Here is a 22,636-nt window from a genome sequence, read left to right on the forward strand (position 1 = left end):
GAATTGGCAATACGCATTGCGGGACGGAATTCCGAGAAAAGGGTTCCGAGTCGGGTGGAATTCTCTCTATGACGTGCGCCACTTTATGTGATGTTGATATGGCGCCGATGCGGGCGCCGTTCCGGGCAGCACGAAGGGCGGGCGCGGAGTCGGCTCCGCGCCCGCCCCTGAGGGTCTTCCCGCGTCAGTCCACCGCGAGGGTGAAGACGTGGAGGTCCGTGTTCTCCGGGAGCTTCACGCTCGTGATGGTCTTGCCGTCCGGTGCCGGGAAGGGCTTGGTGGCGAAGACGTACGTGGCCACCGGGTCCTTGTCCGCGCCCGCGACGTTGCGGTAGGCGGTCTTGGCGACGACCTCGTTGCCGAACTTGACGCTGCCTCCCCCGCCTCCCACGGTCCAGTCGGTGAAGGACAGGTCGACGGCACCGGTGCTGCCGTCGGTGTAGGTGACCGTCGCCGTCGTCTGCTGGTCGCCGTTGACGGCGCTGCCGACGAACGACAACCGCGAGGCGGGCGTGGCCAGTTCGATGGTCTGCCCGGTCGCCGAGGCGTTGTCGGGGCGGCCGGCGGGGGAATCCGGCCAGGTGAACCCGAGGCCTCCGGTGACCGTGCCCTGCGTCCCGCCGGTGAGGCCGGCCGCGGCGAGCGCCTGACGGGAGTAGCTCCAGCCGCCGCCGTCGTAGTCCGCCTCGTCGTGGTCACCGGCGTCGTCCGAGACGCCCGTGCTGTTGTACGCCGCGATGAGGGAACCGGGAGCGGCCACCGTCAGGGACACCGGCTGCTCGTACGAGGTGTCCCCGTAGCTCACCGCCACCTTGGCGTCGTAGAAGCCCTGCTTGACGTCGCCGGCGGTGGACAGGGTGATCTCCTGGGAGCCGTCACTGAACTCCCCCTCCGCGGGCGACGCCGTGACGCCGTCGGGCACCTCGACGCGGAAGCGCACCTTCGGTGCGGCGCCGCCGCGCAACGACAGGGCGCGGATGCCGACCTTGGTGCCACCGCCCGGGGCGATCGTCGCCGTGGTCGGGCCGACGCCGACCTGGTGCGGCTGCTCACCCTCCCGGAACGAGGGCGGTGCGTCGGCCGCGCCCGCTCCCCAGGTGTGGTCCGCGGTGCGCGACAGGGTGTAGTCGAGCCTGCCTCCGTCCTCGACGAAGGAGGCGGGCAGCCACGGCCGGTCACTGGCACGTCCGTTGACCTTCAGCGACCGGACGTACGGCGCGTCGGCCGCCGCGCCCGCCGCGCGGATGGAGATGTCGTTCCCGGCCGGGCGGTCGATCTCGATCCGCGGGAACAGCGGGGAGCCCAGGACGAGTTCGGCGCGGGAGGGCACCTGCGGGTACATGCCGAGCGCGGAGAAGACGTACCAGGAGGACATCGCGCCGAGGTCGTCGTTGCCGGGGATGCCGCCCGGCTGCGTGGACCACAGGGCACCCATCGCGGCCCGCACGGTCTCCTGCGTCTTGTAGGGGGCGCCGGCGTAGGCGTAGAGGTACGGCACGTTGATCGACGGCTCGTTGTCCATCTCCGACTTCTCGCCGCCGCTGCCGGTGAAGGCCCACTTGCCGTCCGCCGTGTGGAAGAACGCGTCCAGCCGGTCGAGGGCCTCGTCGCGGCCGCCCATCGCCGCGAACAGCCCGGCCGGGTCGTGCTGCACCATCCAGGTGTACTGGGCGGCCGTGCCCTCGACGAAGCCGTTGCCGGTGGCCGGGGTGAACCCGGTGACCCAGCTGCCGTCGGCCGCGCGGTTGGCGATGTAACCGCCGCTCGGGTCGGCGGCGAGGTTGAAGTTGTTCTGCCACCACTGGGAGCGCCGGGCGAAGTCGGCGGCGGTGTGCTTCCGGCCGGCGGCCGAGGCGAGCTGCGAGAGGGCGAAGTCGGCGCCCGACATCTCCAGCGTCTCGGCGGCGCCGCCCCAGGCGTTGGAGACGGACGGCATGTAGTGCAGCTTCAGGTACTTGTCCAGGGACGGGCGCTGACCCACGGAGAGGATCGGCTTGCCCACCGGCGACAGGTCGCGCTCCGTCGGCACGGTCGCGGCCTTCACCAGGGAGTCGAGCGCGCCGCGCAGGTCGAAGTCCGTGCCGCCGAAGGCCCGGATCCCGGCGAGGGCGGCCGGTGACGGGTCGCCGTTCATGACGTGCGTGCCGGAGGCGCCGTGCAGCCAGCGGTCCCAGACGCCGCCGTTCTGCTCGGCGAGCTCGTACAGGGACTGGGCGATGTCCGAGCCGGTGCGCGGGCTCAGCAGGGTGAGCAGCTGCACCTGCGAGCGGTAGACGTCCCAGCCGGAGAAGGTGCCGTACTGCGCCTGGTGGCCGCGGGCCACCGTGTGGACCTCGCCGTCGCTGCCGCGGTATCTGCGGTCGGTGTCGCTGATGACGTTGGGGTGGATCAGCGCGTGGTAGAGGGCGGTGTAGAAGGTGCTGCGCTCGGCGTCCGTGCCACCGCCCACCTTGATCGCGCCCAGCCGGTCGCGCCAGGCGCGACCGGCCGCGTCCCGTACCGAGTCGAAGGAGCGGTGCCGCGGGTTCTCGGCGGCGAGGTTGGCCTCGGCGCCTGCCTGGCTCACGTACGAGATGCCGACCTTGACGTTCACCGGTCCGCTGCCGGGCGCGAACTCCACCCAGCCACCGGCGCCCTTGCCCGCGACCGGCGTCCCGCCGTGGGAGAAGCCTCCCGTGCCGCCCGAGGCGGTGGTGGAGCCGGGGGTCACCTTGTCGTCCTGCCAGGTGCCGGTCGCCTTGAAGGAGCGGTCGAAGCGGGCGGTGAAGTAGAGGGTGTAGTAGGAGCGCCGGCCCTCCGGGTCGAGGTAGCCGCAGAAGTTCCCGGAGGTGACCGAGCCGGAGACGGTACGGGCCTGCGGGTCGATGGTCACGGTGGAGTCCGTGGACCCCACCTCGGAGTTGGCGGTGCGGATCAGCATCGAGGCGGGCTTGTCCGCGGGGAAGGTGAAGCGGCCGGAGCCGGTGCGCGCGGTGGCCGTCAGGTCCGCCGTCACGCCGGAGGACAGGCCCACCTTGTAGCGGCCCGGCTCGGCGGTCTCGTCGGCGTGCTTGAAGTCCGCGGCGTACACCGCGTCCTTGGTGTCCGCCGCGGGCGAGGTGGTGACGTCTCCGGCGTACGGGAGGAACGGGATGTCGCCGCTGCCGCCCGCGCAGCCGGTGCCCGACATGTGGGTGAGGCTGAAGCCCCGGATGCGGGTCGCGTCGTAGTGGTAACCACCGGGCGCCGTGGTGCGGGTGGCGTCACCGCGGGTGGTCTCGGGGCTCCAGGACAGCATGCCGAGGGGGACCACGGCGCCGGGGAAGACGTTGCCGCCGTTCTTGGTGCCGATCAGGGGGTCGACGTAGGCGGTGGGGTCCTGTACGAGATCGGGTGGCGGCGCGGCGGGCGCCGCGAGGGCGGGAGTGGCACCGCCGACCGCCAGGACGGCGGCCAGCAGAACGGACGTCGTACGCAAACGCATGACGCGGCCCTTCTTCTCTCGGACGGGTCGCGCGCCACGGGTCACACAAGCCGCGGGGACAGTAGCGTGCCCCAAGGGTGCGCGGGAAGACCCCCTCGGGTGCACGTCAACTCCCTTGACATCGTTGCCTTCTCAGCCGGTATAGTCATGCCCAGCTCAAATGACAACGTTGTCGCGCACCACGGTTCCACAAGCCCCCCACGCCCGGCACCGCTCTCCCCCCGTCCCCCTGGTCACCCGCAGGTACCCCACCCCGCCCCAGCCCGACGCCCCCGATCCGGTGCGGTCACGAGCCCTCTCGTGAACGGCCGGGCGGTACCCGCGGGGGCTGACAACGCCGCGGCTGTACGCCGGGCCCGAAAGGCTCCGGCGTGCAGCCGCGAGGTGTCACCCGCGCGATCGCCGAAGGCGCACGCGGGGTCAGAACCAGTGCAGGCAGTGCGGGGAGCGCTCCGCGCGGAAGAGGGCGTCGGCGAGGGTCGCCGCGTCCGGGCGGTGGGCCCGGACGTGTCCGGCGCGCACGAGCGTGCTCGGGGTGGTGCCGCCGAGGTAGACCGAGCCCAGGTCGCTCACGTCCAGGGACAGGTCGGGTTCCCGCTCCGTCGGGACGCACTCGGCCTTGTTGTCCCGGACGGTCAGCAGGTAGCGGTCGTGCTCGCCCAGGAACGGGTCGTCGACGTCGAGGACGAGCTCGCCGTCCGTGGACCAGCCGCGCGAGGTCAGTGCACGCGGGACGTCCAGCAGCCGCACCCAGAGCCAGTCGGTGTGGTTGCCCGCCTGGCCGGCGCGGAAATCCGCGAACTGCCAGCGCAGCGGATGCTCGGGCGGGACGTGCTTGAACACGACCTGAGCCACCAGGTCGTGCCCGAGCACGAACCGGGCCAGGGCCGTGAAGGCGGCGTCGTCGGTGGCGATGGTCTCGTCGACCGTCAAGGTGTCGGGCTCGCCGAGGGAGTAGCTGGCGTACCCGTCGGGCACGCCGTCGGCGTCGCGGTGGACGGCGACGTAGCGCGGTGCCGGGGAGACCGGGGGCTGCCCCGCCCCCAGGGCCCACCAGCGGTGCGGCCGGGACAGCGCGCCGGGCTGTGCGCGGCGGTACCGGTCGTAGACCTCTTCCAGGATCTCCCCGCACTCGGCACGCCGCAGCACCTCGACCGAGCCGGTGTCCGGGCCGGCCACCGGGGCGCCGGCCGTTCCGCGCGCCCGGGGGACGGCGAGGGCGGCCTGGTGGCGCGGCACCGTCAGTCGCCCCGTGTAGGTCGCCGGTCCGTAACCGAACCTGCGGTAGATCAGGGCCTCGGAGGCCAGCAGCACGGAGAGGAACTCCCCGCGGGCCCGCAACCCGGTGAGCTGATGCCGCATCATCGCGGTGAGCACGCCCTGACGCCGGTGCGAGGGCACGACGCCGACGGCGGTGACGCCGGCGGCCGGGACGAGGACCTCACCTGGCAGGGTGAGCTCGAAGGAGTACGCACCGGCGGTGCCGATCGGCCGTCCGTCCGCCGTCGTGGCGAGCAGGTTGCGGTCCATTTCGAGCGCCGACCACCAGACCCCGCGGCCGTCGGGCGGGGTTTCCGGGAAGCGCCCGAACGCGGCATGGAGCGTGTCGACGAAGACGTCGAGGTCCTGCTCGGTCGTGGAACGGATCTCCATCGCTGCCGCTGCCTCCCCGGGATACCGGCACCACGCGTCGTGGTGACCCGCCACAGTGCAGCGTCGCCCCTCGGCAAGGTCAAGCGAATTACGGCCGGCCCCGGCTCCGGCCCGCTGGAGTGAGGCGTGACGGAGCCCGGGAGCATATCCAGCTGCCCGGGCTCCTGAGATGCCACCCAATTGCGCACGCCGGCGGCGTTTAAGAGTCGCGGATCATTCTGAGATCGACGTGTTCTACCTTTGAACTACCGCGCCACGGAAGAGGCGCAGAGGGGAGTTGAACCCCCATCCGTCGATGATCGTCCGCGCTCGGTCGATCCGGCGTTCGGCGGCGAATGCTGAGACTGGAGCGAGAGTCTGAGATTGACGGGGCTGCCTCTACCGGTTGGGCCACCCCGGCCCGTGTGCCGGGGGAGGGATTCGAACCCCCACTGATACCCCTGGTCAGCTTCAACATCAGTTTCAGCTTGCGCTCTCGGCGCACCCCCCGCTCTCACGAGGGGCGTTGATGGGGCTACCCGAACAGGTAGCCGAAGACCGCCTCCCCCACGCGCTGGTCGGTGACGTCCGCACCGTTGGCCTCCTCGCGGGCGAACTTCACGGCCTGCTGCAGCTTCTCGACCCTGGCGAGCAGTTCGTTCACGCGCCGCGCCGGCAGCGCGCCGGAGAACTTCACGGTCGTCCAGTACCCCACGGGCACGTCCTCGTAGTACACCTCGACCTGGGCCGGGTGCTTCTCCGTGGCCTCGGCCTTCACGTGGTTGCGCGGGACCTTCTTCGTGCGGATCGTCCGCACCGCGTCGGTCTTCCAGCAGTCCGTCGACGGGTCGGGGTTCCACGACTCGGACGCGTCCAGGACCGGCAGCTTGCGCACGAACGTGTGCAGGTCGGTGAGCTGCTTCTCCAGGAAGAGCAGGTACGGGACGGGGACCTGTGCGAGCAGCACCCTCCCGTCCACCACCACGTCGGCGGCCGCGGTCCGGTTGGCCCAGTCCTTGGTCGCCGTCACGTCGAACAGCCGCGTCAGGGTGTCCCCGACCTCGTGCAGGACGTCCTCCGCCTTCACCTGGACCCGGGTGGACTCCGGGGGCAGTTGCTCGCCCTCCTCGTCCTTCGGCTGGTACGTCCGCGAGATCCCGGCGAGCAACGCGGGCTTCTGGACGTCGTGATGGGCCTGGGTCAGTTCCTGGAGGGACTTGGACTTGACGCCCTTTTCCACGGCGATGATCTGATTGAGCTTCGGCACGTCAGCGAAATTAACAGCGCCCGCCCGTACACACACCCGATTTTCGGGCGCACCGTGACGCGCCGGTATCGTCGCCGTATGCCCGAGCTGATCGCGCCCACCACCCGTCTGCATTCCGCCTGGCTCGAGGCGCGGGACGAATGGGGTCCCGGCCCGCACGAGGACGGCTTCGGCCTGGAGCCGTCCGACGAGGTCGACTCGCCGGACGGGTTCGCGGCCTGGGTGACGACGCTGGCCGGGCAGTCGGGGCCGGAGGCGGTGGAGGCGGGCCGCGGCTGCTGGTACCGGTGGATCGTCGAGGGCGACCGGGTCCACGGGGGCATCGCCCTGCGGCAGGGGCCCGGCGACTTCGTGCTGCGGTTCGGCCACATCGGCTACGGCATCCGGCCCTCCTCGCGCCGCCGTGGCCTGGCCACCTGGGCCCTCGGCCGGATGCTCCACGAGGCGCGCGGGCTCGGACTGGACCGGGTGCTGATCGTCTGCGAGGCGGCGAACACCGCCTCCGCCAGGACGATCGAGCGCAACGGCGGGGTGCTCGAGGGCGTCGAGGAGGCCGGGCCGGGTGGCGCCGTGCGACGCTACGGGATCACGACCGCCTGACGCGGTTCAGGGGTGCAGCGCCCGCTGCAGGGCCTCGACGGCCAGCGTGCGGGCGACGACGGTCGCCTTGGAGTCCCGGAGGCTGTGGAGCATGAGGAAGTCGTGGACCATGCCGAGCACCCGCACCGCGGTGACGTCCACGCCCGCCTCGCGCAGCTCGGCGGCGTAGGCCTCGCCCTCGTCGCGCAGTACGTCGGCCTCGTCGGCCGGGTCGACTTCTCGGGGGGAATTCTGGCGGTTGAGCGACGCGGCGATGGAGCCGAAACCGTTCCAGAAGCCCCTTTACCCCGGTGTGGTTCGGCGGCAGCGGGCGCACCGCGCTGCGCCGCGCCGTGATGGGTCCGGGACTCTTCAGCGGCTTCTTCGGCGCGGGTCAGGTCCGGACGGAGAAGTTCGCCGAGCAGGTCGCGATCGTGCGGCAGGCGCCGGCCGAGAGTGGCAGGCCGGCGGACGGCTTCGGGATCGCCAAGCGCGTCCACATCGCGGTGGACGACGACTCCCGGCGCGCCCGCGCCCGGATCGACGCCGAACTGGCGGCGCTGTACATGCGCAAGTCACCCGAGATCGAGGCCGCCCCGATCGCGGGGACGCCCGCGGAGTGCGTCCGGGCGCTGCGTGAGGTCGTCGCCGCCGGTGCGGAGCTCATCCTGTTCACGCCCCTGTTCGCGCAGGCCGAGCACGCCGAGCGCCTGGCCGCCGAGGCCTGCCGGAGCTCGGCTGGCACACCCGCCGTGGCGGGTCCCCGGCTGCGGACCGAGCGCGGCCCGGCCGAAGGCCACGAGCCTGATCTGCCGGACCGGGCTCTGCGACGTCCGGAGGGCTCTGAGGCGGCGATCCGCGCCGCTTCCTCCGCCGGATGGTCGTGGACGCCGGTGGCGATCGAGGGGAACGCGATGCTCGTGGCCCCCAGCTCGTCCGCGCCCTGCGGGCAACGCCGGCAGGAGGAGGCGAGGACGTCGGCCTCTCTGTCATCGCCGCCTCCCCCGCCGATCAGCGACTCGTCCGCCGCCGTCACGACGGCATCGGTGGGCGAGTCAGGCGTACATGGCGCTCCGTTCGAGCGGAGCCCCCGCTCGTTTGTGTGTTCGTCGATTGCTGTAGGGTCCAAGGCCATTGATCGTTGTACAAATCTTTACCGCTCGAAGGGGAACTTTTCATGCACATCCGTCGTCTTGTGGCGATCACCGCTGCGACCGGCACGCTCGCGCTCGGTCTCGCGGCCTGTGGTGACGCCACGAAGGAGGCGCCGAAGTCCGCGTCGACGCAGGGCTCCGCCGAGCCGGTGGAGAAGAAGGTCTCCCCCGTCGAAGCCGTGCGGAACGCCACCAAGGCGGTGGAGAAGCAGGCATCCGCGAAGGTCGCCGTCGACTCCGTCGACCCTGCGGACGGCAACACCAAGGCCGAGGGCACGCTGAGCTGGAAGAAGGGCTCCGAGGGGGCCGAGCTGAGCATGGACGCCGGTTCCGACGCCGACATGAAGGACATGGCCGGTCCGGACGGCAAGGTGCACATGACGATGGCGGACGGCAGCGTGTTCCTCCCGGTCGAGGGGGAGATGGCCGAGGCCGCGGGCGGCAAGAAGTGGCTGAAGCTCGACGGCTCCTCCGCGGAGGACAACCCGGCCAAGGACCTGCCGCACGGCCCCGCCGCGGCCCTTGCCGCGCTGTCCACCGCGGCGGACCTCGCCGCGGCCGGCGAGGAGCAGGTGGCCGGCGCCGAGGCGACCCACTACACGGGCACCGTGGACATCAAGAAGCTCGCCGCCGACACCTCCGTCCTGGAGCTCATCACGAAGGACGAGCGCGACGCCTACATCGAGGAACTGCACTCCACCGGCCTCAAGAACACCGTCAAGATCGAGGCGTGGATCAGCGCCGACGACCTCGCGGTCAAGACCGTGGAGTCCGGTAAGACCGCCAAGGGCCCGGCCAAGCTGACCATCGCGTACTCCGGCTACGGCCAGACCTCCGCCATCACGGCGCCTCCGGCCAAGGACGTCACCACGCTCGCCGAGATGATCCAGAACGCCGCCCAGGGCTGACGTCGACGTTTCGGTGGGTGCGCCGCGACCACGCGCACCCGCCGACGGAGTGGGCCCGGTCGTCGGCGCGGACCGCTTCGCACGACCGGCGACCCCGGGAGCCGGTAGCCGGGGGCGGCCCGGGCAGCCCGTACCCTGAGGGGGCGATGAACCTCTTCAGCACGCCGTGGGGCGCACTCGAACTGACCCGATTCCCCGCGGAGCCGCGGGAGACGCTGCGGGCGTGGGACGCCGCGGACGACTACCTGGTGCGGCACCTCGCGGAGAACGGGACGGACCTGACGGGCCCGACCGTCGTCCTGGGAGACCGCTGGGGGGCGCTGGCGACGGCGCTGGCGGCGCACCGCCCCACGCAGATCACGGACTCCCACCTCGGGCAGCAGGCCACGCGGGCGAACCTGCGGCGCAACGCGCCGGACGCCGAGGTACGGATGCTGACCACCCGCGACGAGCCTCCGGCGCGCATCGACGTGCTGCTCGTCCGGGTGCCCAAGAGCCTCGCGCTGCTGGAGGACCAGCTGCACCGGCTGGCCCCCGCACTGCACCCCGGCACCGTCGTCCTGGGCGCGGGCATGGTCACCGAGATCCACACGTCCACGCTGCGTCTCTTCGAGCGGATCATCGGGCCGACCCGCACCTCGCTGGCGGTGCGCAAGGCGCGGCTGATCTTCAGCACCCCCAATCCGGCGGCGGCCCCCGGGGCGAACCCGTGGCCTCTGCGGTACCCGCTGCCCGACGGCATCGGCCCGCTGTCCGGCCGCACCGTCACCAACCACGCGGGCGTGTTCTGCGCCGACCACCTCGACATCGGCACGCGTTTCCTGCTCGAGCACCTGCCGGACCGCAAGGGCCCGGACCGTGTGGTCGACCTGGGCTGCGGCAACGGGGTGGTCGGGACCGCGGTGGCGCTGGCGAATCCCGACAGCGACGTGCTGTTCGTGGACGAGTCGCACCAGGCCGTCGCCTCCGCCGAGGAGACCTTCCACGACAACGTGGGCCCCGGGGGCAAGGCCCGGTTCCTGGTCGGCGACGCCGCCGACGCCGTGGCCGCCGTCCGCCCCGACGGCGCCGACCTCGTCCTCAACAACCCGCCGTTCCACTCCCACCAGGCGGTCACCGCCGCGACCGCCCACCGCATGTTCGTCACCGCCCGGTCCGCGCTGCGGCCCGGCGGCGAGCTGCTGGTCATCGGGAACCGGCATCTGGGCTACCACGTGCGCCTGCGGCGGCTCTTCGGGAACTGCGAGGTCGTCGCGTCGAACCCGAAGTTCGTGGTCCTGCGGGCCGTCAAGCGCTGAGGCCGGGCCGCCGGGGCCTTGAGGTCGCGTGGACCGGGCAGGCGATCCTCATGGTGGACGAGGCGTACGGTGGCGGACCGGAGGCGGGCGGACACCGTGCGGTGCCGCACACCGCCGATGTGCGGATCGAGGCGTGGGGGCCCACCAGGGAGCAGTGCCTGGTCGAGGCGGTGCTGGGCCTGGTCGAGTGCTTCGCGGACGTCGCCGGGGTGCGGCCGGTGTGCGTGCGGCGGATACCGGTCGCCGACGCCGCCGACGACGACCTGCTGGCGGACCTGCTGGACGAGGTCATCTTCCGGCTCGAGGTGCACGGGGAGGTGCCCGTGGACGTCGAGGCGGAGTCGGACGCCGACGGGCTGGACGTACGGATGGCGATGGCCGACGTGGGGTCGGTCGAGGTCACCGGTGCGGTGCCGAAGGCGGTCTCGCTCAACGAACTCCACCTGGCGCCCGGCCCGTACGGATGGACCTGCGCGGCGACGGTCGACGTCTGAGAGAGGGCGGCGGACGTCCGAATTGCGGCGGTCCGCGGCGGGCCTACCCCTTCACCACGCCCAGGGGCACCAGGCGGACGACCTTGCGGCACAGCCCGGCGCCCTCGCTCGCCTCCACCACCGCCGAGACGTCCTTGTAGGCCTCGGGCGTCTCCTCGGCGAGGCCGCGCCAGGACGAGGCGCGGACCGCGATCCCGCGGGCCTCCAGCCGGGCCCGCAGCTCCCTGCCGCTGACGCCCCGCGCGGCCTGGTGCCGGCTCTTCTCCCGGCCCGCCCCGTGGCAGGTCGAGTGGAAGGCGTCGCCACGGGGAACGCCGGTGAGGACGTACGAGCAGGTGCCCATGGTGCCGGGGATGAGCACCGGCTGGCCGGCGCCGCGCAGGTCGGCGGGAAGGTCCGGGTGACCGGGCGGGAGCGCCCGGGTGGCGCCCTTGCGGTGGACGCAGAGGGTGCGCCGCGTGCCCTCCACGTCGTGCTCCTCGATCTTCGCCAGGTTGTGGGAGACGTCGTAGACGAGGGTCAGACGGACCCCCGCCTCGCGGCGGAAGACGCGGCGGGACAGCTCGCCGAGGAGCTGGCGGTTGGCCCGGGCGTAGTTGGCCGCGGCCGCCATCGCGCCGAGGTAGGCGCGGCCCTCGGGCGAGTCCACGGGGACGCAGGCGAGCTGCCGGTCGGGGACCTCGATGCCGTACCGCCGCATGGTCCGGTCCATGGCCCGCACGTGGTCGGAGCAGATCTGGTGCCCCAGTCCCCGGGAACCGCAGTGGATCATCACGCAGACCTGGCCGAGCGCGAGGCCGAAGGCGGCGGCGACCGCTTCGTCGTACACCTCGGCGACCTCCTGCACCTCGAGGAAGTGGTTGCCCGAGCCGAGGCTGCCGACCTGCCCGAGGCCGCGTTCCCTGGCGCGTGCGCTCACCTGTCCGGGGTCGGCGTCGGCCACGGTGCCCTCGTCCTCGCACCGCCGCAGGTCGCCGTCCTCGCCGTGGCCCTCCTCCACGGCGTAGCGGGACCCACCCGTCAGCACGCGTTCCAGCCGGCGGTCGCTGCCCAGGTGCCAGACGGCTCCGGTGACGGCGCCGCGGGGTGTGTCCTGGCCCAGTCCGTCCATGATCGCGGGCAGGGCGGGTCCGACCGTCCGCCGGTCGCAGTCGGCCGCCAGCAGGCGCACGCCGCAGGAGATGTCGAAGCCCACCCCGCCCGGGGAGACCACGCCGCCGTCGTCGACGTCGGTGGCGGCCACGCCTCCGATGGGGAAGCCGTAGCCCCAGTGGACGTCGGGCATGGCGTAGGAGGCGCCGACGATGCCCGGCAGCGTCGCCACGTTGACGACCTGCTCCAGGGCCTTCTCGGCATGGCCGATCAGGTCGCGCGAGGCGAACACGACGCCGGGTACGCGCATCAGCGCGCGCGGAGCGATGCGGAAACGGTAGGGGCCCTCTTCCACGACATCCATCACAGCCTCCGGGGCCGGTGGCCGGTCAACGCCCCCCATGTGTCGCGTTGCCACGCGGGACCGCGGTAAACGGAGCCCCGGCCGGATCCGGATTCCGGACGTAGCATGAGGAAAAGGGCCGGTGCTCTGTCACAAGCGACGACCCGTAAGGGCGATCCCGGTGCGTCCGCGCCGGGGCACGGTGCCGAATCGGCGCTCCACCGAGGAGCAGCACATGATCCATTCAGCCGATATCCGCGAGTGGCGCGACCGCGACGTCGTCGACCCCAAGGGGCACAAGATCGGCGCGCTGGAGGCGATCTACGTCGACACCGCCACCGACGAGCCGGCGGTGGCCACGGTGCGCACCGGTCTGCCCACGCGGCAGCGACTGGTCTTCGTCCCCCTCGACGAGGCGGTCGTGGGGCCCGGCTACGTCAAGGTCGCCCAGCCCAAGGGGCTGGTGAAGAAGGGTCCGTCCATCGGGACGGACGACGTCCTGCCCGCAGAGCAGGAAGGGGAGATCTTCCAGTACTACGACATGGCCTACCACCCGGGCGCCGGCGGCGAACGCAAACTCGCCCGCCGCTGAACGCCTCACCCCGCCGCGCCAAGGAGGTGTCCCGGCCATGGCGCTCTTCCTGTTCCTGCTTCTGGTGGCCGTGGTCCTCGGACTCATCGGCGTGGTCGCCGAAGGTCTGCTGTACCTGCTGGTCATCGGCATCGTCGTGCTCGTGCTCGACCTGGTGTACGTCGTTGTGAAATGGCGGCGTTCGCGCCGTGGGCTCCTGCGCTGAGACCGGCTGGGGGGCGCCGGCCACGGGCTGCGTGCCGCCGGAACCTGTAGGGGGAGCACACTTCCGCGCCCGGGCGGGGTAGCAGACATCAGGTACGCAGAGTCCTCCGCGCGAAGTAGGGAATCCGTCATGACGGACCAGAAAGCCGCCGCCCGCCCGATCGGGCCCGACAGCGACCTGGAACAGGTCTTCGAACTCGCCCAGCAGCTCCGGGTGGACTCCGTGCGGGCCAGCACGGCGGCCGGCTCGGGCCACCCGACGTCCAGCCTGTCCGCCGCCGACCTGATGGCCGTGCTGATGTCACGTCACCTGCGGTACGACTGGCAGCAGCCCGAGAACCAGGCCAACGACCACCTCATCTTCTCCAAGGGACACGCCTCTCCCCTGCTGTACGCGATGTTCCACGCCGCGGACGCCGTCGACGAGCACGAACTCATGACGACCTACCGCACCTTCGGAGCCCGCCTCCAGGGCCACCCCACCCCCGTCCTGCCCTGGGTGGACGTGGCGACCGGATCGCTGGGCCAGGGCATCGCCTACGGCGTGGGCATCGCCACGGCGGGCCGCGACCTGGAGCACGAGCCGTACCGGGTGTGGGTGTTGTGCGGCGACAGCGAGATGGCCGAGGGCTCGGTCTGGGAGGCCCTGGACAAGGCGGGTCAGCGGCTGCTGCCCAACTTCGTCGCCATCGTCGACGTCAACCGGCTCGGCCAGCGCGGCCCCACCGAACTGCAGTGGGACACCGAGGCGTACGCCCGTCGCGTCGAGGCCTTCGGCTGCCGCGCCCTCGTCGTCGACGGGCACGACCTCCAGGCCGTCGACCGGGCGCTGGCCACCGCGGCGGACGGGCAGGCGCCCACCGTCATCGTCGCCAGGACCGTCAAGGGCCAGGGCGTCCCCGAGGTCGCCGACATCGAGGGCTGGCACGGCAAGCCCCTGCCGCCGGACCTGGCCGAGCACGCCATCGAGGAACTCGGGGGCGTGCGTCACCTGACGGTCCGCGGCCCGCGGCCGCCCGAGGCCGCGCCGCGCCCGCCGATGGCCGCGACGACGCCCATGGAACTGCCGCGCTTCCAGCTCGGGGACGAGGTCGCCACCCGGGTCGCCTTCGGTAAGGCGCTCGTCGCCGTCGGCGCCCGCCCCGACGTCGTCGTCCTGGACGCCGAGGTCGGCAACTCCACGCACGCGGAGGACTTCGGCAAGGCCTACCCCGACCGGTACTTCGAGACGTACATCGCCGAGCAGCAGATGATCGCCTCGGCCGTCGGCATGGCCGTGCGCGGCTACCGCCCGTACGCGGCGACCTTCGCGGCCTTCCTCACCCGGGCCCACGACTTCATCCGCATGGCGGCCATCTCGCAGATCTCGATGGCCCTTTCCGGCAGTCACTGCGGCGTGGAGATCGGCGCCGACGGCCCCTCCCAGATGGGCGTGGAGGACCTGTCGATGATGCGCGCGGTCCACGGTTCCACCGTGCTCTACCCCAGCGACGCCACCTCCGCCGCGGCGCTGACGGCGGCCCAGGCCGACCTCGACGGCATCTCCTACCTGCGCACCACCCGCGGGGCCTATCCCGTCCTGTACCGGCCCGACGAGACCTTCCCCGTGGGCGGTTCCAAGACCCTGCGCCAGTCCGGCGACGACCGGGTCACCCTCGTCGGCGCCGGGGTCACCCTGCACGAGTGCCTCGCCGCGGCCGACGCGCTGGCCGCCGACGGCATCACGGCCCGCGTGATCGACCTGTACTCGGTCAAGCCCGTGGACGCCGACGCCCTCGCGCGCGCCGCCCGCGACACCGGCGCCCTCGTCGTCGCCGAGGACCACCACCCCGAGGGCGGCCTGGGCGAGGCCGTCCTGTCCGCCCTCGCCGCACGGCGCCAGGGCCCGGCCTTCGCCCACCTGGCCGTCCGTGACCTGCCCGGCTCCGGCACCGCGGAGGAACTCCTGGACGCCGCCGGCATCTCCCGCACGCACATCGCCGAGGCGGCCAGGCGTCTGACCTCGGGATGACCCCCGCCTCGACCGGTACGAGCACCGGCGGCCGCCGTCACGGGTGACGGCGGCCGCCGCCGTACCGGCGCGGGCCCGTCCTCGGCGTCCCGTCACCTGTACGGGCTAACCGGAGCGCCGGCCGGGGCACCCCCGCGCAGTTCACCGGGACCGGCGCCGGGCACTGACTCGCGCCCCCGGCCCGCCGTGCGGCCGCGTGCGACGAGCCCGCCTCGCCGGGCGATCTTCCTCCGCTTCGCCCACGCTGGTGCCGGTGCCCGCCCCACCCGGCGGCGCCGCCGCACGCCAGGGCGGCCTCCACGGCCGCCACGACACCCCACGAGGGAGCAGGCATGACATTGACGACGGATGCGCTCATACCCGCGCTCGAGGATGTGCGGGAGGCACACGCCGCGGTGGTCGACCGGTTCCGGACCGACATGGCCGTCACCCCCGTCGGTCCCCATCGGCAGACCCTGGAACGTCATGCCGCCCAGACCCAGCACCACATCGCCCGCATCGACACCCACGTCCGTGAGATGCGCCCGCGCCACCTTCTGCGGGACACCGCCGAGATGGTCCGGACCGCGTCGGCCGGCGCGTTCCACACGGCCATGGCGCCCCTGCACATCGGCACCCGCATGGTCCGCGGCGTCCTGCCGGGGCGCGGGCAGGCCGACGAGCACCAACTGCTGAGGAACACCGAGGCCGAGTACACCGCCACCGCGCGGGCCCTCGCGGCCTGCCGGGCGGGCGAGAGCATCGCCACCCTGGCCCAGGACGACCGCGCCGCCGCGCTGCTGACCACGCTGCGCCGGCAGGACGAGCAACTGCTGCGCGACCTGGAGTCCAGCGTCGAGGAACAGGCCCTGGCGGTGGCCACCACGGCGGCCGGCAACGGCCACCACGCCCACGGGGCGGCCGGTCTGGCCGACGCCGCCGTCCGGACGCTGCGCACGACCGCCCAGCGGCTCCAGGCCGTCTGGACCGCCGGACAGCCGGCGCCCCGTCCCGGCGCCGACGCACCGCGCCCGGCCGGGAAGGCCCACGCCCCCGTGGCCCGGAAGGTGGACCTCCCGCTGGCTGACTACGACCGGCTCCCCGTCGCGGAGATCATCCAGCGGCTGCGCATCTTCTCGCAGGCGGACCTCTCCGTCATCGAGGACTACGAACGGGAGCACGGCGACCGGGTCGGCATCCTGAACGCCATCGAGAACCTGCGCGCCAACCAGCCCTGGCCCGGCTACGACACCATGAGCCCGGACCAGATCACCGCGCGGCTGCGCGGCGCCGAACCGCTGCAGGCCCGGCAGGCCATGGACTACGAGCGGCAGCACCGCGGACGCCCCGACGTCATCAGCGCCGCCAAGCAGCGCACCCGCGCCGCCGTCTGAGCCGGAGCTCCACGAGGTCCCCGCCGTGGCACCACGGCGGGGACCTCGCATGCCCCCGCCGGGCCGGGCGGCCGTGCCCGGAGCGCTGTTTGGCGCCATCTGGCTCGGGCAGGCGCCACCACCGAGAAGAAGGACCCCGCATCCCGAAGCGGATGCCGACCCGAAAGGTGGGCGCATGTCGACGGTTGAGGAGTCGGTCGAGGTCGCGGTGCCGGTCACGACGGCGTACAACCAGTGGACGCAGTTCGAGGAGTTCCCCCACTTCATGGAGGGCGTGGAGCGCATCGACCAGCGCACGCCGACCCTGACGCACTGGGTCGCGAAGGTCGACGGCGTGACGCGCGAGTTCGACGCCGAGATCAGCGAGCAGATCCCGGACGAGAGGGTCGCCTGGACCACGGTCGGTGGCGACGTCCACCAGGCGGGGGTCGTGACCTTCCACCGCCTGGACGACCGGCACACCAAGGTCATGCTGCAACTCCGGCACGAGCCGCACGGCGTGGCCGACACGGTGGCCGACAAGCTCGGCGTCGTCAAGCGCCAGGCCAAGGGCGACCTCAAGCGCTTCAAGGCGTACATCGAGGCCCGCGGCATCGAGAGCGGCTCCTGGCGTGGTGAGGTCTAGGAGCGCCGCCTGGAGCGAGCCCGACGCGCGGGTCCCGGACGCCGATCGGTGTCCGGGACCCGCGCCGTCCGTTCGCACCGCGATGCGCGGCGGCAGGCGGGGTAGGCGTACTTCTGCCACCCATGAGCAGAAGGGAGCTCTCCGATGGCCGACTCCTCGATGAAGGCCGTCGGCTGGGCGCGGTCGTTCCCGGTGTCCGGCGGAGTGCGGGCCGGCCGGCGGTGGACGCGGCAGCACCTCGCCACTCTGGACTGGACCAAGGACGCGCCGGGCACGGTCGACGACATCCTGCTGGCCGTGTCGGAGCTCGTCACGAACGCGCACGTCCACGCCCACAGCGACGCCGAGGTCGTCCTCACCTGGGACAGCCGCTGCCTGCACGTCAGCGTCCACGATGACGACGACACGGTGCCCGCCCCGTGCGACGCCGACGCGGAGGCCACCGGCGGGCGCGGGCTCGCCATCGTGGACGGTCTCGCCGACCACTGGCACACGCACGCCCAGCACCACGGCAAGACGATCACGGCCTGCTTCACACCACCGGGCGGGAAGTCGGCCGGCCCCGATGAGGAGCCGGCACGCTGAAACCCTGTCACCTCATGGTGCAGGGTCCACGGCACGGCCGTGGCCCCGCCGTACCGGACGGCGGGGGCCACGGACAGGAGCGTGCCCCGGTCAGGGGTGGAACGGGTCCGAGGAGTGGGTGAGCGGAGCGTTGTGCACGGACGCCGAGTTGTACGTCCAGCGGTCGGCGTGGGCTTGCTCACGGCGGGCCTGCTCGATGAGCAGGCCGTCCACGTTCTCCGTGCGGCGGTTGCCGCGGCGCAGGAGTTTGACGACCAGGTACGTCACGAACGACGCGAGCAGGAGCAAGAGGATCCCGAGTTCGACCACAGCAGCTCTCCCCCGTCTGTCGACAGCTACGTGACCTGCATCGTATCCGCGGAGCGGTGGCTTGTCCCTCCCGCTTGAGCCTCATTTGAGCTTGCGGGAAACCCGGTTGGCGTCGGGAGGGCTTGCTGCCATGATCACGGGACATGGGAGACGCGAGGACGGTCCGGGCGGTCAACGCGCTGACCGTGGGGTGGGCGGGCCAGGCGCTGCGGCACAGCGAGGAGACGGTGTTCTCCGCCGCAGGGGTGTGGCCGCTGCTGGCCCTGTTGGCGGCAGGATCGGACGGTGCCGCGCGGGACGAGCTGGAGCGGGCGACGGGGATCGGGTCCGGTGAGGCAGCCGAGGCAGCGGGGCGGCTGCTGGCGCGCCTGGACGGGCTGCCGGGCGTGGCCGCCGCGATCGGGCTGTGGAGCAAGGGCTCGCTGCCGCTGGAACCCGGATGGGTCGGCGCGCTTCCACCGGCTTCGCACGGAGTGCTGAGCGGCGACGTCACCGCCGACCGCAGAGCGCTGGACGCCTGGGCCGGCAAGTGGTCCGGCGGCCTGATCCCGAGGATGCCGGTGGCCTTCAACGAGGAGACGGAGCTGGTGCTGGCCGGTGCGCTGACCGTCAGGACCGACTGGCTCCGGCCGTTCCGGAACCACGGCGGGGTCCTCCACCGCACCACCGCGCTGCTGGACCGTACCGAGGTGGTGGAGGCGCCGTGCGGGCGGGTGGCGGTGCTGAAGGTGGTGGGCACGGGCGGGATCGACGTCCACCTGCTGCGCGGTGAGGACGACGTGCCGGGTGGCGAGGTGCTTGCGGCCGGCGTGGGCGCGCTGCAGCGCACGTACCCGGCCGTCCCCGGGGACCGGCTTCCGTACGGCGAACCTGGTCCCGGGGTCACGGTGTCCCGCGTGCACAGCTGGGACCGCGAGCCGTACCTGTCGGTGACCGCGGTGCCGTTCGAGGTGACGGCTCACCACGATCTGCTCGCTCACGCGGGGCTGTTCGGGCTCGCCTCGGCCACGGACCCCTCCCGAAGGCACTTCCCCGGCATCAGCCGCGAGCCACTGGTCGTGGGCGCCGCCGGGCAGACGGTCACGGCCGCCTTCAGCGCGCTGGGCTACCGTTCCGCCGCGGTCACGGCGTTCGGCGCCGTGGCGCTGGGCATACCGCCGTCCACGACGAAACGCGTCGCCGTCGAGTTCACCGGGCCGATCGGCTTCCTGGCCGTGCACCGGACCTCCCGGCTGGTGCTCAACGCGGGGTGGGTGCACGCGCACTTCCCCGGCGAGGACCGGGACGCGGAGGACGAGTGACGCGAGGCCGTGCCGCCGGCCCCGCGGCGCACGCCGATCGGGCCGCCACCGGGCGGCAACGATCCACACGCTCAGGAACATCCCTCCCAGCGCGACCCCGATGTGCAGGCTCATCCAGAGGACGTAGAGGCGGATCCTCGCCGTGCGGGCGAACCGGGCCTCGTGGCGGGCGTAGGGCTCGGACTTGACGCGCCGCAGACCCGGTTCGGGGTGCTCGTCTGCGATCGCGGCGTACAGCGTGCGTATCTGCCGGTTGTGGAGGCTGGTCCGCTCCCGGTACTTCCAGCACGTGAGGGTGCCGTACACGCCCAGGAGGACCATGGGCACGGTGACGCAGAGGTCGCCGGTGCGCAAGTGCACATTCTGCGCGAGGAATCCGAGCCCGGCCGCGACGACGACGATGTTGGTCAGTGCGGCCCGCTGGTTCTCCGACTGAAGGGCCTGCGCGCGCTGGTCCTTCCAGAGTTCCAGCAGGACGGCGGACGGGTCGTGCCTGCCGGGGCCGGGCGGGCACTGAGCCCGTCCGTCAGGCGGTGGCCTCGTCCAGCAGTTCCAGGACGTGCCGGTAGGGGCGGCCGGTGGCGCGGGTCATGCCCATCTCGCAGGTGCGGTTGCACGAGGCGTACGCGTCGTACGTCCCGGCGGTGATCTCCGCCGCCTGGGCGGCCGTCGCGGACTGCGTGACCTCCGGGTGGAGCAGTCCGCGGTCCCCGGCGAAGGCGCAGCAGCCCCAGTTGTCCGGGACGGTGACCTGCTCGCTGACCGCGGCCGCGACCTGGCGCAGCGCGGCGTCGATGCCCAGGTGGACGGTGGAGCAGGTGGGGTGCAGGGCCATGGTGCCCATGCGGCGCGGGGCGGGCAGGGCGGGGAGCAGGTGCTCGGCGGTGAAGGCGACGCTGTCGACGAAGCGCAGGGCCGAGAACCGGGCGCGGTCGGACTCCGGGAGGGTGTCGGCCAGTTGCTCGAGGCCGTGGGTGCAGGAGGAGGCGTCGCACACGACCGGCAGCTGCCCGCCGTCGCTGGCCTCCCACAGTGCCTCAAGGGTCCGGCCGGCCATGGTGCGGTGGCCGTCGGTGTAGCCCTTGGACTGCCACGGCGTGCCGCAGCACAGGCCGGTCAGGCCGTCCGGGACGGTGACCTGGACGCCGGCGCGTTCGCACAGCCGCAGGAAGGCGGCGGCCGCGCCGCCGGAGTCTCCTTCGGGGGCGAAGACGCTGCCGATGCAGGCGGCGAAGAACACCGCCCGCGCCCCCTCGGGGTGCCGGGGGGCGGGGCGGGCCGGGCCGCCGCGCGGGATGTCGCCGGACCAGGTGGGCACCAGCTCCGTCGCCCCGAGCTTGCGGACCACGCCGGTGGCGGCGCGGGTGACCGGGGTGGGCAGCGCGTGGGCGGTGTTGAGGGCGGCACGCACTCCGGTCACGGCACTCCCCCAGTGCCGGGCGGTGGTGGTGCCGAGGCGCTGGGCGGTGGGGCTGTGGCGCTGCGCGCGCAGGCGCTTCATGACCGCGCCGGTGTCGATGGTGACGGGACAGGCGGTGACGCACAGGCTGTCGGCCGCGCAACTGTCGACGGCCGCGTACGCGTAGTCCGCCTCCAGGGCGCGGCGGCGCTCCTCGTCGCCGGCGGCGGTGGCCAGGGCGATCTCACGCTGCAGGGCGATGCGTTGCCGGGGCGTGGTGGTGACGTCGGCGGTCGGGCAGACCGGCTCGCAGTAGCCGCACTCCACGCACGCGTCGACGGCCGGGTCGACCGCGGGCACGCTCTTCAGGTCGCGCAGGTGCGCGGCCGGGTCGTCGGTCAGCAGGACGCCGGGGTTGAGGACGTCGTGGGGGTCGCAGAGCCGCTTCAGCTCGCGCATGACCTCGTACAGCTCGTCGCCGTACTGGCGGTGGACGAAGGGGGCCATGGCGCGGCCGGTGCCGTGCTCGGCCTTGAGGGTGCCACCGGCGTCCAGGACGAGGTCGACCATCGCGTCGGTGAAGCGGGCGTACCGCTCGGTCTCGGCGCGGGTGTCGAAGTCCTGGGTGAGCATGAAGTGCAGGTTGCCGTCGCGGGCGTGGCCGAAGATGACCGCGTCCTGGTAGCCGTACCGGTCGAACAGGCCGATCAGGCCCTCGCAGGTGCCGGTCAGCCGTTCCATGGGGACGGCGATGTCCTCCAGGAGCGCGGTCGTCCCGGCCGGCCGTGCCCCGGCGACGGCCGTGTACAGGCCCTTGCGCAGGTGCCAGAGCCGGCCGCGGACGGCCGCGTCGCGGGTGAGCGCGGAGCCGGTGACCGCGGGCAGCCGGTCCAGGACCGGCTGGGCGGCGGCCACGGTCGCGTCGAGCGCTTCGGCGCTGTCCTCGGCGAACTCCACCAGCAGGGCGGCGTGGCGTTCCACCCGCAGCCCGCGCAGTTCCTCGACGGGGTCGGCGGCCTGCTGAGCGACGCGCAGGGAGGCGGCGTCGAGGAGTTCGGCGGTGCGGGCGCCGGCGGCCAGCAGCGCCGGCAGGGCGTCGGTCGCCTCGGCCAGGCCCGGCAGGATCAGCAGGCCGGTGGCGGTGTGCGGCAGCAGGGGGACGGTGCGGAAGACGGCCTCGCCGACGAAGCCGAGGGTGCCCTCGCTGCCGATCATCAGGTGGGCGAGGATGTCGGCGGGGTCGGTGTGGTCGAGGAACGAGTTGAGCCCGTACCCCATGGTGTTCTTCATCGCGAACAGCCGCTCGATGGTGGCGCGGGAGGCGGCCGAGCCGCGGACCCGGTCGCGCAGCCGCAGCAGCCCGGCGTGGAGGCCGGGCTCGTGGGCGCGCAGTGCGGCGTCCGCGTCGGGGGCGGCGGTGTCGACGACGGTGCCGGACGGCAGCACGAACTGCAGCGACTCCATGGTGCGGTAGGCGTTGTCCTGGGTGCCGCAGTTCATGCCGCTGGAGTTGTTGGCGACGAGCCCGCCGATGGTGCAGGCGCTCTCGCTGGCCGGGTCGGGGCCGAGCCGGCGGCCGTACCGGGCGAGCCGTGCGTTGGCCTGGCGCACGGTGAGTCCCGGCTGCAGGCGGATGCGCAGGCCCTCGTCGAGGACCTCGGCGGAGCGCCAGTGCGTGCGGACGTCCACCAGGACGCCGTCGCCCCCGGCCTGCCCCGCCAGGCTCGTGCCGCCGGAGCGCAGCGTGAGCGGGATCCCGGCCCTGCGCGCCCCGGCCATGAGCGCGCCGACCTCGGCGGTGGAGGCGGCGCGCACCACGGCCTGCGGGGTGAAGAGGTACGGCGAGGCGTCGTGGGCGGCCGCGACCCTGCGGGGCACGTCGGTGGAGACCCGGGAGGGGTCGGCCACGCACGCCGTCAGCCACGCGGCCGGGCCGGGGTCGGCGGTGCGGGACGTGGGGGCGGGGGTGGCGGCGGAGGTGCTCATGGTTCCTCGGGTACGACGGTA

17 protein-coding genes and 3 pseudogenes are annotated in these 22,636 nt (G+C 72.9%); 12 read left to right on the forward strand and 8 right to left on the reverse strand.

The window, feature by feature from the left end:
• Nucleotides 1-184: 184 nt before the first annotated feature.
• The 3 genes from ACFYYN_RS30415 to ACFYYN_RS30425 form a co-directional block, all read right to left on the reverse strand.
• Nucleotides 185-3,463, reverse strand: a complete 3,279-nt coding sequence (locus tag ACFYYN_RS30415; protein WP_500548295.1) for a GH92 family glycosyl hydrolase — start codon at nt 3,461-3,463, stop codon at nt 185-187.
• 420 nt (nt 3,464-3,883) lie between these two features.
• Nucleotides 3,884-5,116: a GNAT family N-acetyltransferase gene (locus ACFYYN_RS30420; RefSeq protein ID WP_500548296.1), complete on the reverse strand. Its 1,233-nt coding sequence runs from the start codon at nt 5,114-5,116 to the stop codon at nt 3,884-3,886.
• Between the two features lie 514 nt (nt 5,117-5,630).
• Complete coding sequence (locus tag ACFYYN_RS30425) at nt 5,631-6,362, reverse strand: DUF7873 family protein (protein WP_500548297.1); 732 nt, start codon at nt 6,360-6,362, stop codon at nt 5,631-5,633.
• 78 nt (nt 6,363-6,440) lie between these two features.
• Here ACFYYN_RS30425 and ACFYYN_RS30430 point away from each other — a divergent pair, with 78 nt between their 5' ends.
• A complete protein-coding gene (locus tag ACFYYN_RS30430) occupies nt 6,441-6,962 on the forward strand; it encodes a GNAT family N-acetyltransferase (protein WP_500548298.1) in 522 nt (173 codons plus the stop codon).
• A 6-nt stretch (nt 6,963-6,968) separates the two neighbouring features.
• Here the strand turns inward: ACFYYN_RS30430 and ACFYYN_RS30435 are convergent.
• A pseudogene (locus ACFYYN_RS30435) lies at nt 6,969-7,166 on the reverse strand (alpha/beta hydrolase); the annotation flags it as partial.
• A gap of 131 nt (nt 7,167-7,297) precedes the next feature.
• Between ACFYYN_RS30435 and ACFYYN_RS30440 the strand changes: the two are divergent.
• A pseudogene (locus ACFYYN_RS30440) lies at nt 7,298-7,444 on the forward strand (hypothetical protein); the annotation flags it as partial.
• Nucleotides 7,445-7,803: 359 nt separating this feature from the next.
• Here ACFYYN_RS30440 and ACFYYN_RS30445 read toward each other — a convergent pair.
• Nucleotides 7,804-8,076 (reverse strand): annotated as a pseudogene (locus ACFYYN_RS30445) (macro domain-containing protein); the annotation flags it as partial.
• A gap of 42 nt (nt 8,077-8,118) precedes the next feature.
• On the opposite strand from ACFYYN_RS30445, the gene ACFYYN_RS30450 reads away from it, so the two are divergent.
• The 3 genes from ACFYYN_RS30450 to ACFYYN_RS30460 all read left to right on the forward strand — a co-directional run bounded on the left by ACFYYN_RS30450 (nt 8,119) and on the right by ACFYYN_RS30460 (nt 10,795).
• Complete coding sequence (locus ACFYYN_RS30450; protein WP_500548299.1) at nt 8,119-9,003, forward strand: SCO4651 family lipoprotein; 885 nt, start codon at nt 8,119-8,121, stop codon at nt 9,001-9,003.
• A gap of 146 nt (nt 9,004-9,149) precedes the next feature.
• Complete coding sequence (locus tag ACFYYN_RS30455; RefSeq protein WP_500548300.1) at nt 9,150-10,301, forward strand: methyltransferase; 1,152 nt, start codon at nt 9,150-9,152, stop codon at nt 10,299-10,301.
• 50 nt (nt 10,302-10,351) lie between these two features.
• A complete protein-coding gene (locus tag ACFYYN_RS30460) occupies nt 10,352-10,795 on the forward strand; it encodes an archease (protein ID WP_500548301.1) in 444 nt (147 codons plus the stop codon).
• A 43-nt stretch (nt 10,796-10,838) separates the two neighbouring features.
• Here the strand turns inward: ACFYYN_RS30460 and ACFYYN_RS30465 are convergent, their stop codons facing one another.
• Nucleotides 10,839-12,251 (reverse strand): RtcB family protein, encoded by a 1,413-nt coding sequence (locus ACFYYN_RS30465; protein WP_500548302.1) that lies wholly within the window; start codon nt 12,249-12,251, stop codon nt 10,839-10,841.
• Nucleotides 12,252-12,465: 214 nt separating this feature from the next.
• Here ACFYYN_RS30465 and ACFYYN_RS30470 point away from each other — a divergent pair, with 214 nt between their 5' ends.
• The 6 genes from ACFYYN_RS30470 (at nt 12,466) to ACFYYN_RS30495 (ending at nt 17,620) form a co-directional block, all read left to right on the forward strand.
• Nucleotides 12,466-12,822, forward strand: a complete 357-nt coding sequence (locus ACFYYN_RS30470) for a PRC-barrel domain-containing protein (RefSeq protein ID WP_500327597.1) — start codon at nt 12,466-12,468, stop codon at nt 12,820-12,822.
• A gap of 37 nt (nt 12,823-12,859) precedes the next feature.
• Complete coding sequence (locus tag ACFYYN_RS30475; protein ID WP_500327598.1) at nt 12,860-13,027, forward strand: hypothetical protein; 168 nt, start codon at nt 12,860-12,862, stop codon at nt 13,025-13,027.
• Between the two features lie 129 nt (nt 13,028-13,156).
• Complete coding sequence (locus tag ACFYYN_RS30480; RefSeq protein WP_500548303.1) at nt 13,157-15,037, forward strand: transketolase; 1,881 nt, start codon at nt 13,157-13,159, stop codon at nt 15,035-15,037.
• Between the two features lie 332 nt (nt 15,038-15,369).
• Nucleotides 15,370-16,410: a hypothetical protein gene (locus ACFYYN_RS30485; protein ID WP_500548304.1), complete on the forward strand. Its 1,041-nt coding sequence runs from the start codon at nt 15,370-15,372 to the stop codon at nt 16,408-16,410.
• Between the two features lie 175 nt (nt 16,411-16,585).
• The gene (locus tag ACFYYN_RS30490) at nt 16,586-17,035 is read left to right on the forward strand and encodes an SRPBCC family protein (protein WP_499509056.1); all 450 of its coding nucleotides are present in this window, start codon (nt 16,586-16,588) and stop codon (nt 17,033-17,035) included.
• A gap of 144 nt (nt 17,036-17,179) precedes the next feature.
• The gene (locus ACFYYN_RS30495; protein ID WP_500327602.1) at nt 17,180-17,620 is read left to right on the forward strand and encodes an ATP-binding protein; all 441 of its coding nucleotides are present in this window, start codon (nt 17,180-17,182) and stop codon (nt 17,618-17,620) included.
• 90 nt (nt 17,621-17,710) lie between these two features.
• On the opposite strand, the gene ACFYYN_RS30500 is transcribed toward ACFYYN_RS30495, so the two are convergent.
• Entirely contained in the window at nt 17,711-17,929 is a 219-nt protein-coding gene (locus ACFYYN_RS30500) for a hypothetical protein (RefSeq protein ID WP_500548305.1), read from the reverse strand.
• 143 nt (nt 17,930-18,072) lie between these two features.
• Between ACFYYN_RS30500 and ACFYYN_RS30505 the strand changes: the two genes are divergently transcribed.
• Entirely contained in the window at nt 18,073-19,230 is a 1,158-nt protein-coding gene (locus ACFYYN_RS30505; protein ID WP_500548306.1) for a serpin family protein, read from the forward strand.
• Nucleotides 19,231-19,756: 526 nt separating this feature from the next.
• On the opposite strand, the gene ACFYYN_RS30510 is transcribed toward ACFYYN_RS30505, so the two are convergent.
• Nucleotides 19,757-22,615 carry an FAD-binding and (Fe-S)-binding domain-containing protein gene (locus tag ACFYYN_RS30510; RefSeq protein WP_500548307.1) on the reverse strand — a complete coding sequence of 953 codons (2,859 nt, stop codon included), beginning with the start codon at nt 22,613-22,615 and terminating at the stop codon, nt 19,757-19,759.
• Nucleotides 22,616-22,636: the final 21 nt, after the last annotated feature.

Source organism: Streptomyces sp. NPDC001902 (assembly GCF_042891295.1).
GTDB lineage: Bacteria > Actinomycetota > Actinomycetes > Streptomycetales > Streptomycetaceae > Actinacidiphila.

Coding starts and splice junctions, on each gene's coding strand:
- ACFYYN_RS30460 (WP_500548301.1), top strand. CDS start 10,352: ATGGTGGACGAGGCGTACGGTGGCGGACCGGAGGCGGGCGGACACCGT.
- ACFYYN_RS30475 (WP_500327598.1), top strand. CDS start 12,860: ATGGCGCTCTTCCTGTTCCTGCTTCTGGTGGCCGTGGTCCTCGGACTC.
- ACFYYN_RS30450 (WP_500548299.1), top strand. CDS start 8,119: ATGCACATCCGTCGTCTTGTGGCGATCACCGCTGCGACCGGCACGCTC.
- ACFYYN_RS30485 (WP_500548304.1), top strand. CDS start 15,370: ATGACATTGACGACGGATGCGCTCATACCCGCGCTCGAGGATGTGCGG.
- ACFYYN_RS30510 (WP_500548307.1), bottom strand. CDS start 22,615: ATGAGCACCTCCGCCGCCACCCCCGCCCCCACGTCCCGCACCGCCGAC.
- ACFYYN_RS30470 (WP_500327597.1), top strand. CDS start 12,466: ATGATCCATTCAGCCGATATCCGCGAGTGGCGCGACCGCGACGTCGTC.
- ACFYYN_RS30495 (WP_500327602.1), top strand. CDS start 17,180: ATGGCCGACTCCTCGATGAAGGCCGTCGGCTGGGCGCGGTCGTTCCCG.
- ACFYYN_RS30420 (WP_500548296.1), bottom strand. CDS start 5,116: ATGGAGATCCGTTCCACGACCGAGCAGGACCTCGACGTCTTCGTCGAC.
- ACFYYN_RS30415 (WP_500548295.1), bottom strand. CDS start 3,463: ATGCGTTTGCGTACGACGTCCGTTCTGCTGGCCGCCGTCCTGGCGGTC.
- ACFYYN_RS30490 (WP_499509056.1), top strand. CDS start 16,586: ATGTCGACGGTTGAGGAGTCGGTCGAGGTCGCGGTGCCGGTCACGACG.
- ACFYYN_RS30505 (WP_500548306.1), top strand. CDS start 18,073: ATGGGAGACGCGAGGACGGTCCGGGCGGTCAACGCGCTGACCGTGGGG.
- ACFYYN_RS30465 (WP_500548302.1), bottom strand. CDS start 12,251: ATGGATGTCGTGGAAGAGGGCCCCTACCGTTTCCGCATCGCTCCGCGC.
- ACFYYN_RS30430 (WP_500548298.1), top strand. CDS start 6,441: ATGCCCGAGCTGATCGCGCCCACCACCCGTCTGCATTCCGCCTGGCTC.
- ACFYYN_RS30455 (WP_500548300.1), top strand. CDS start 9,150: ATGAACCTCTTCAGCACGCCGTGGGGCGCACTCGAACTGACCCGATTC.
- ACFYYN_RS30480 (WP_500548303.1), top strand. CDS start 13,157: ATGACGGACCAGAAAGCCGCCGCCCGCCCGATCGGGCCCGACAGCGAC.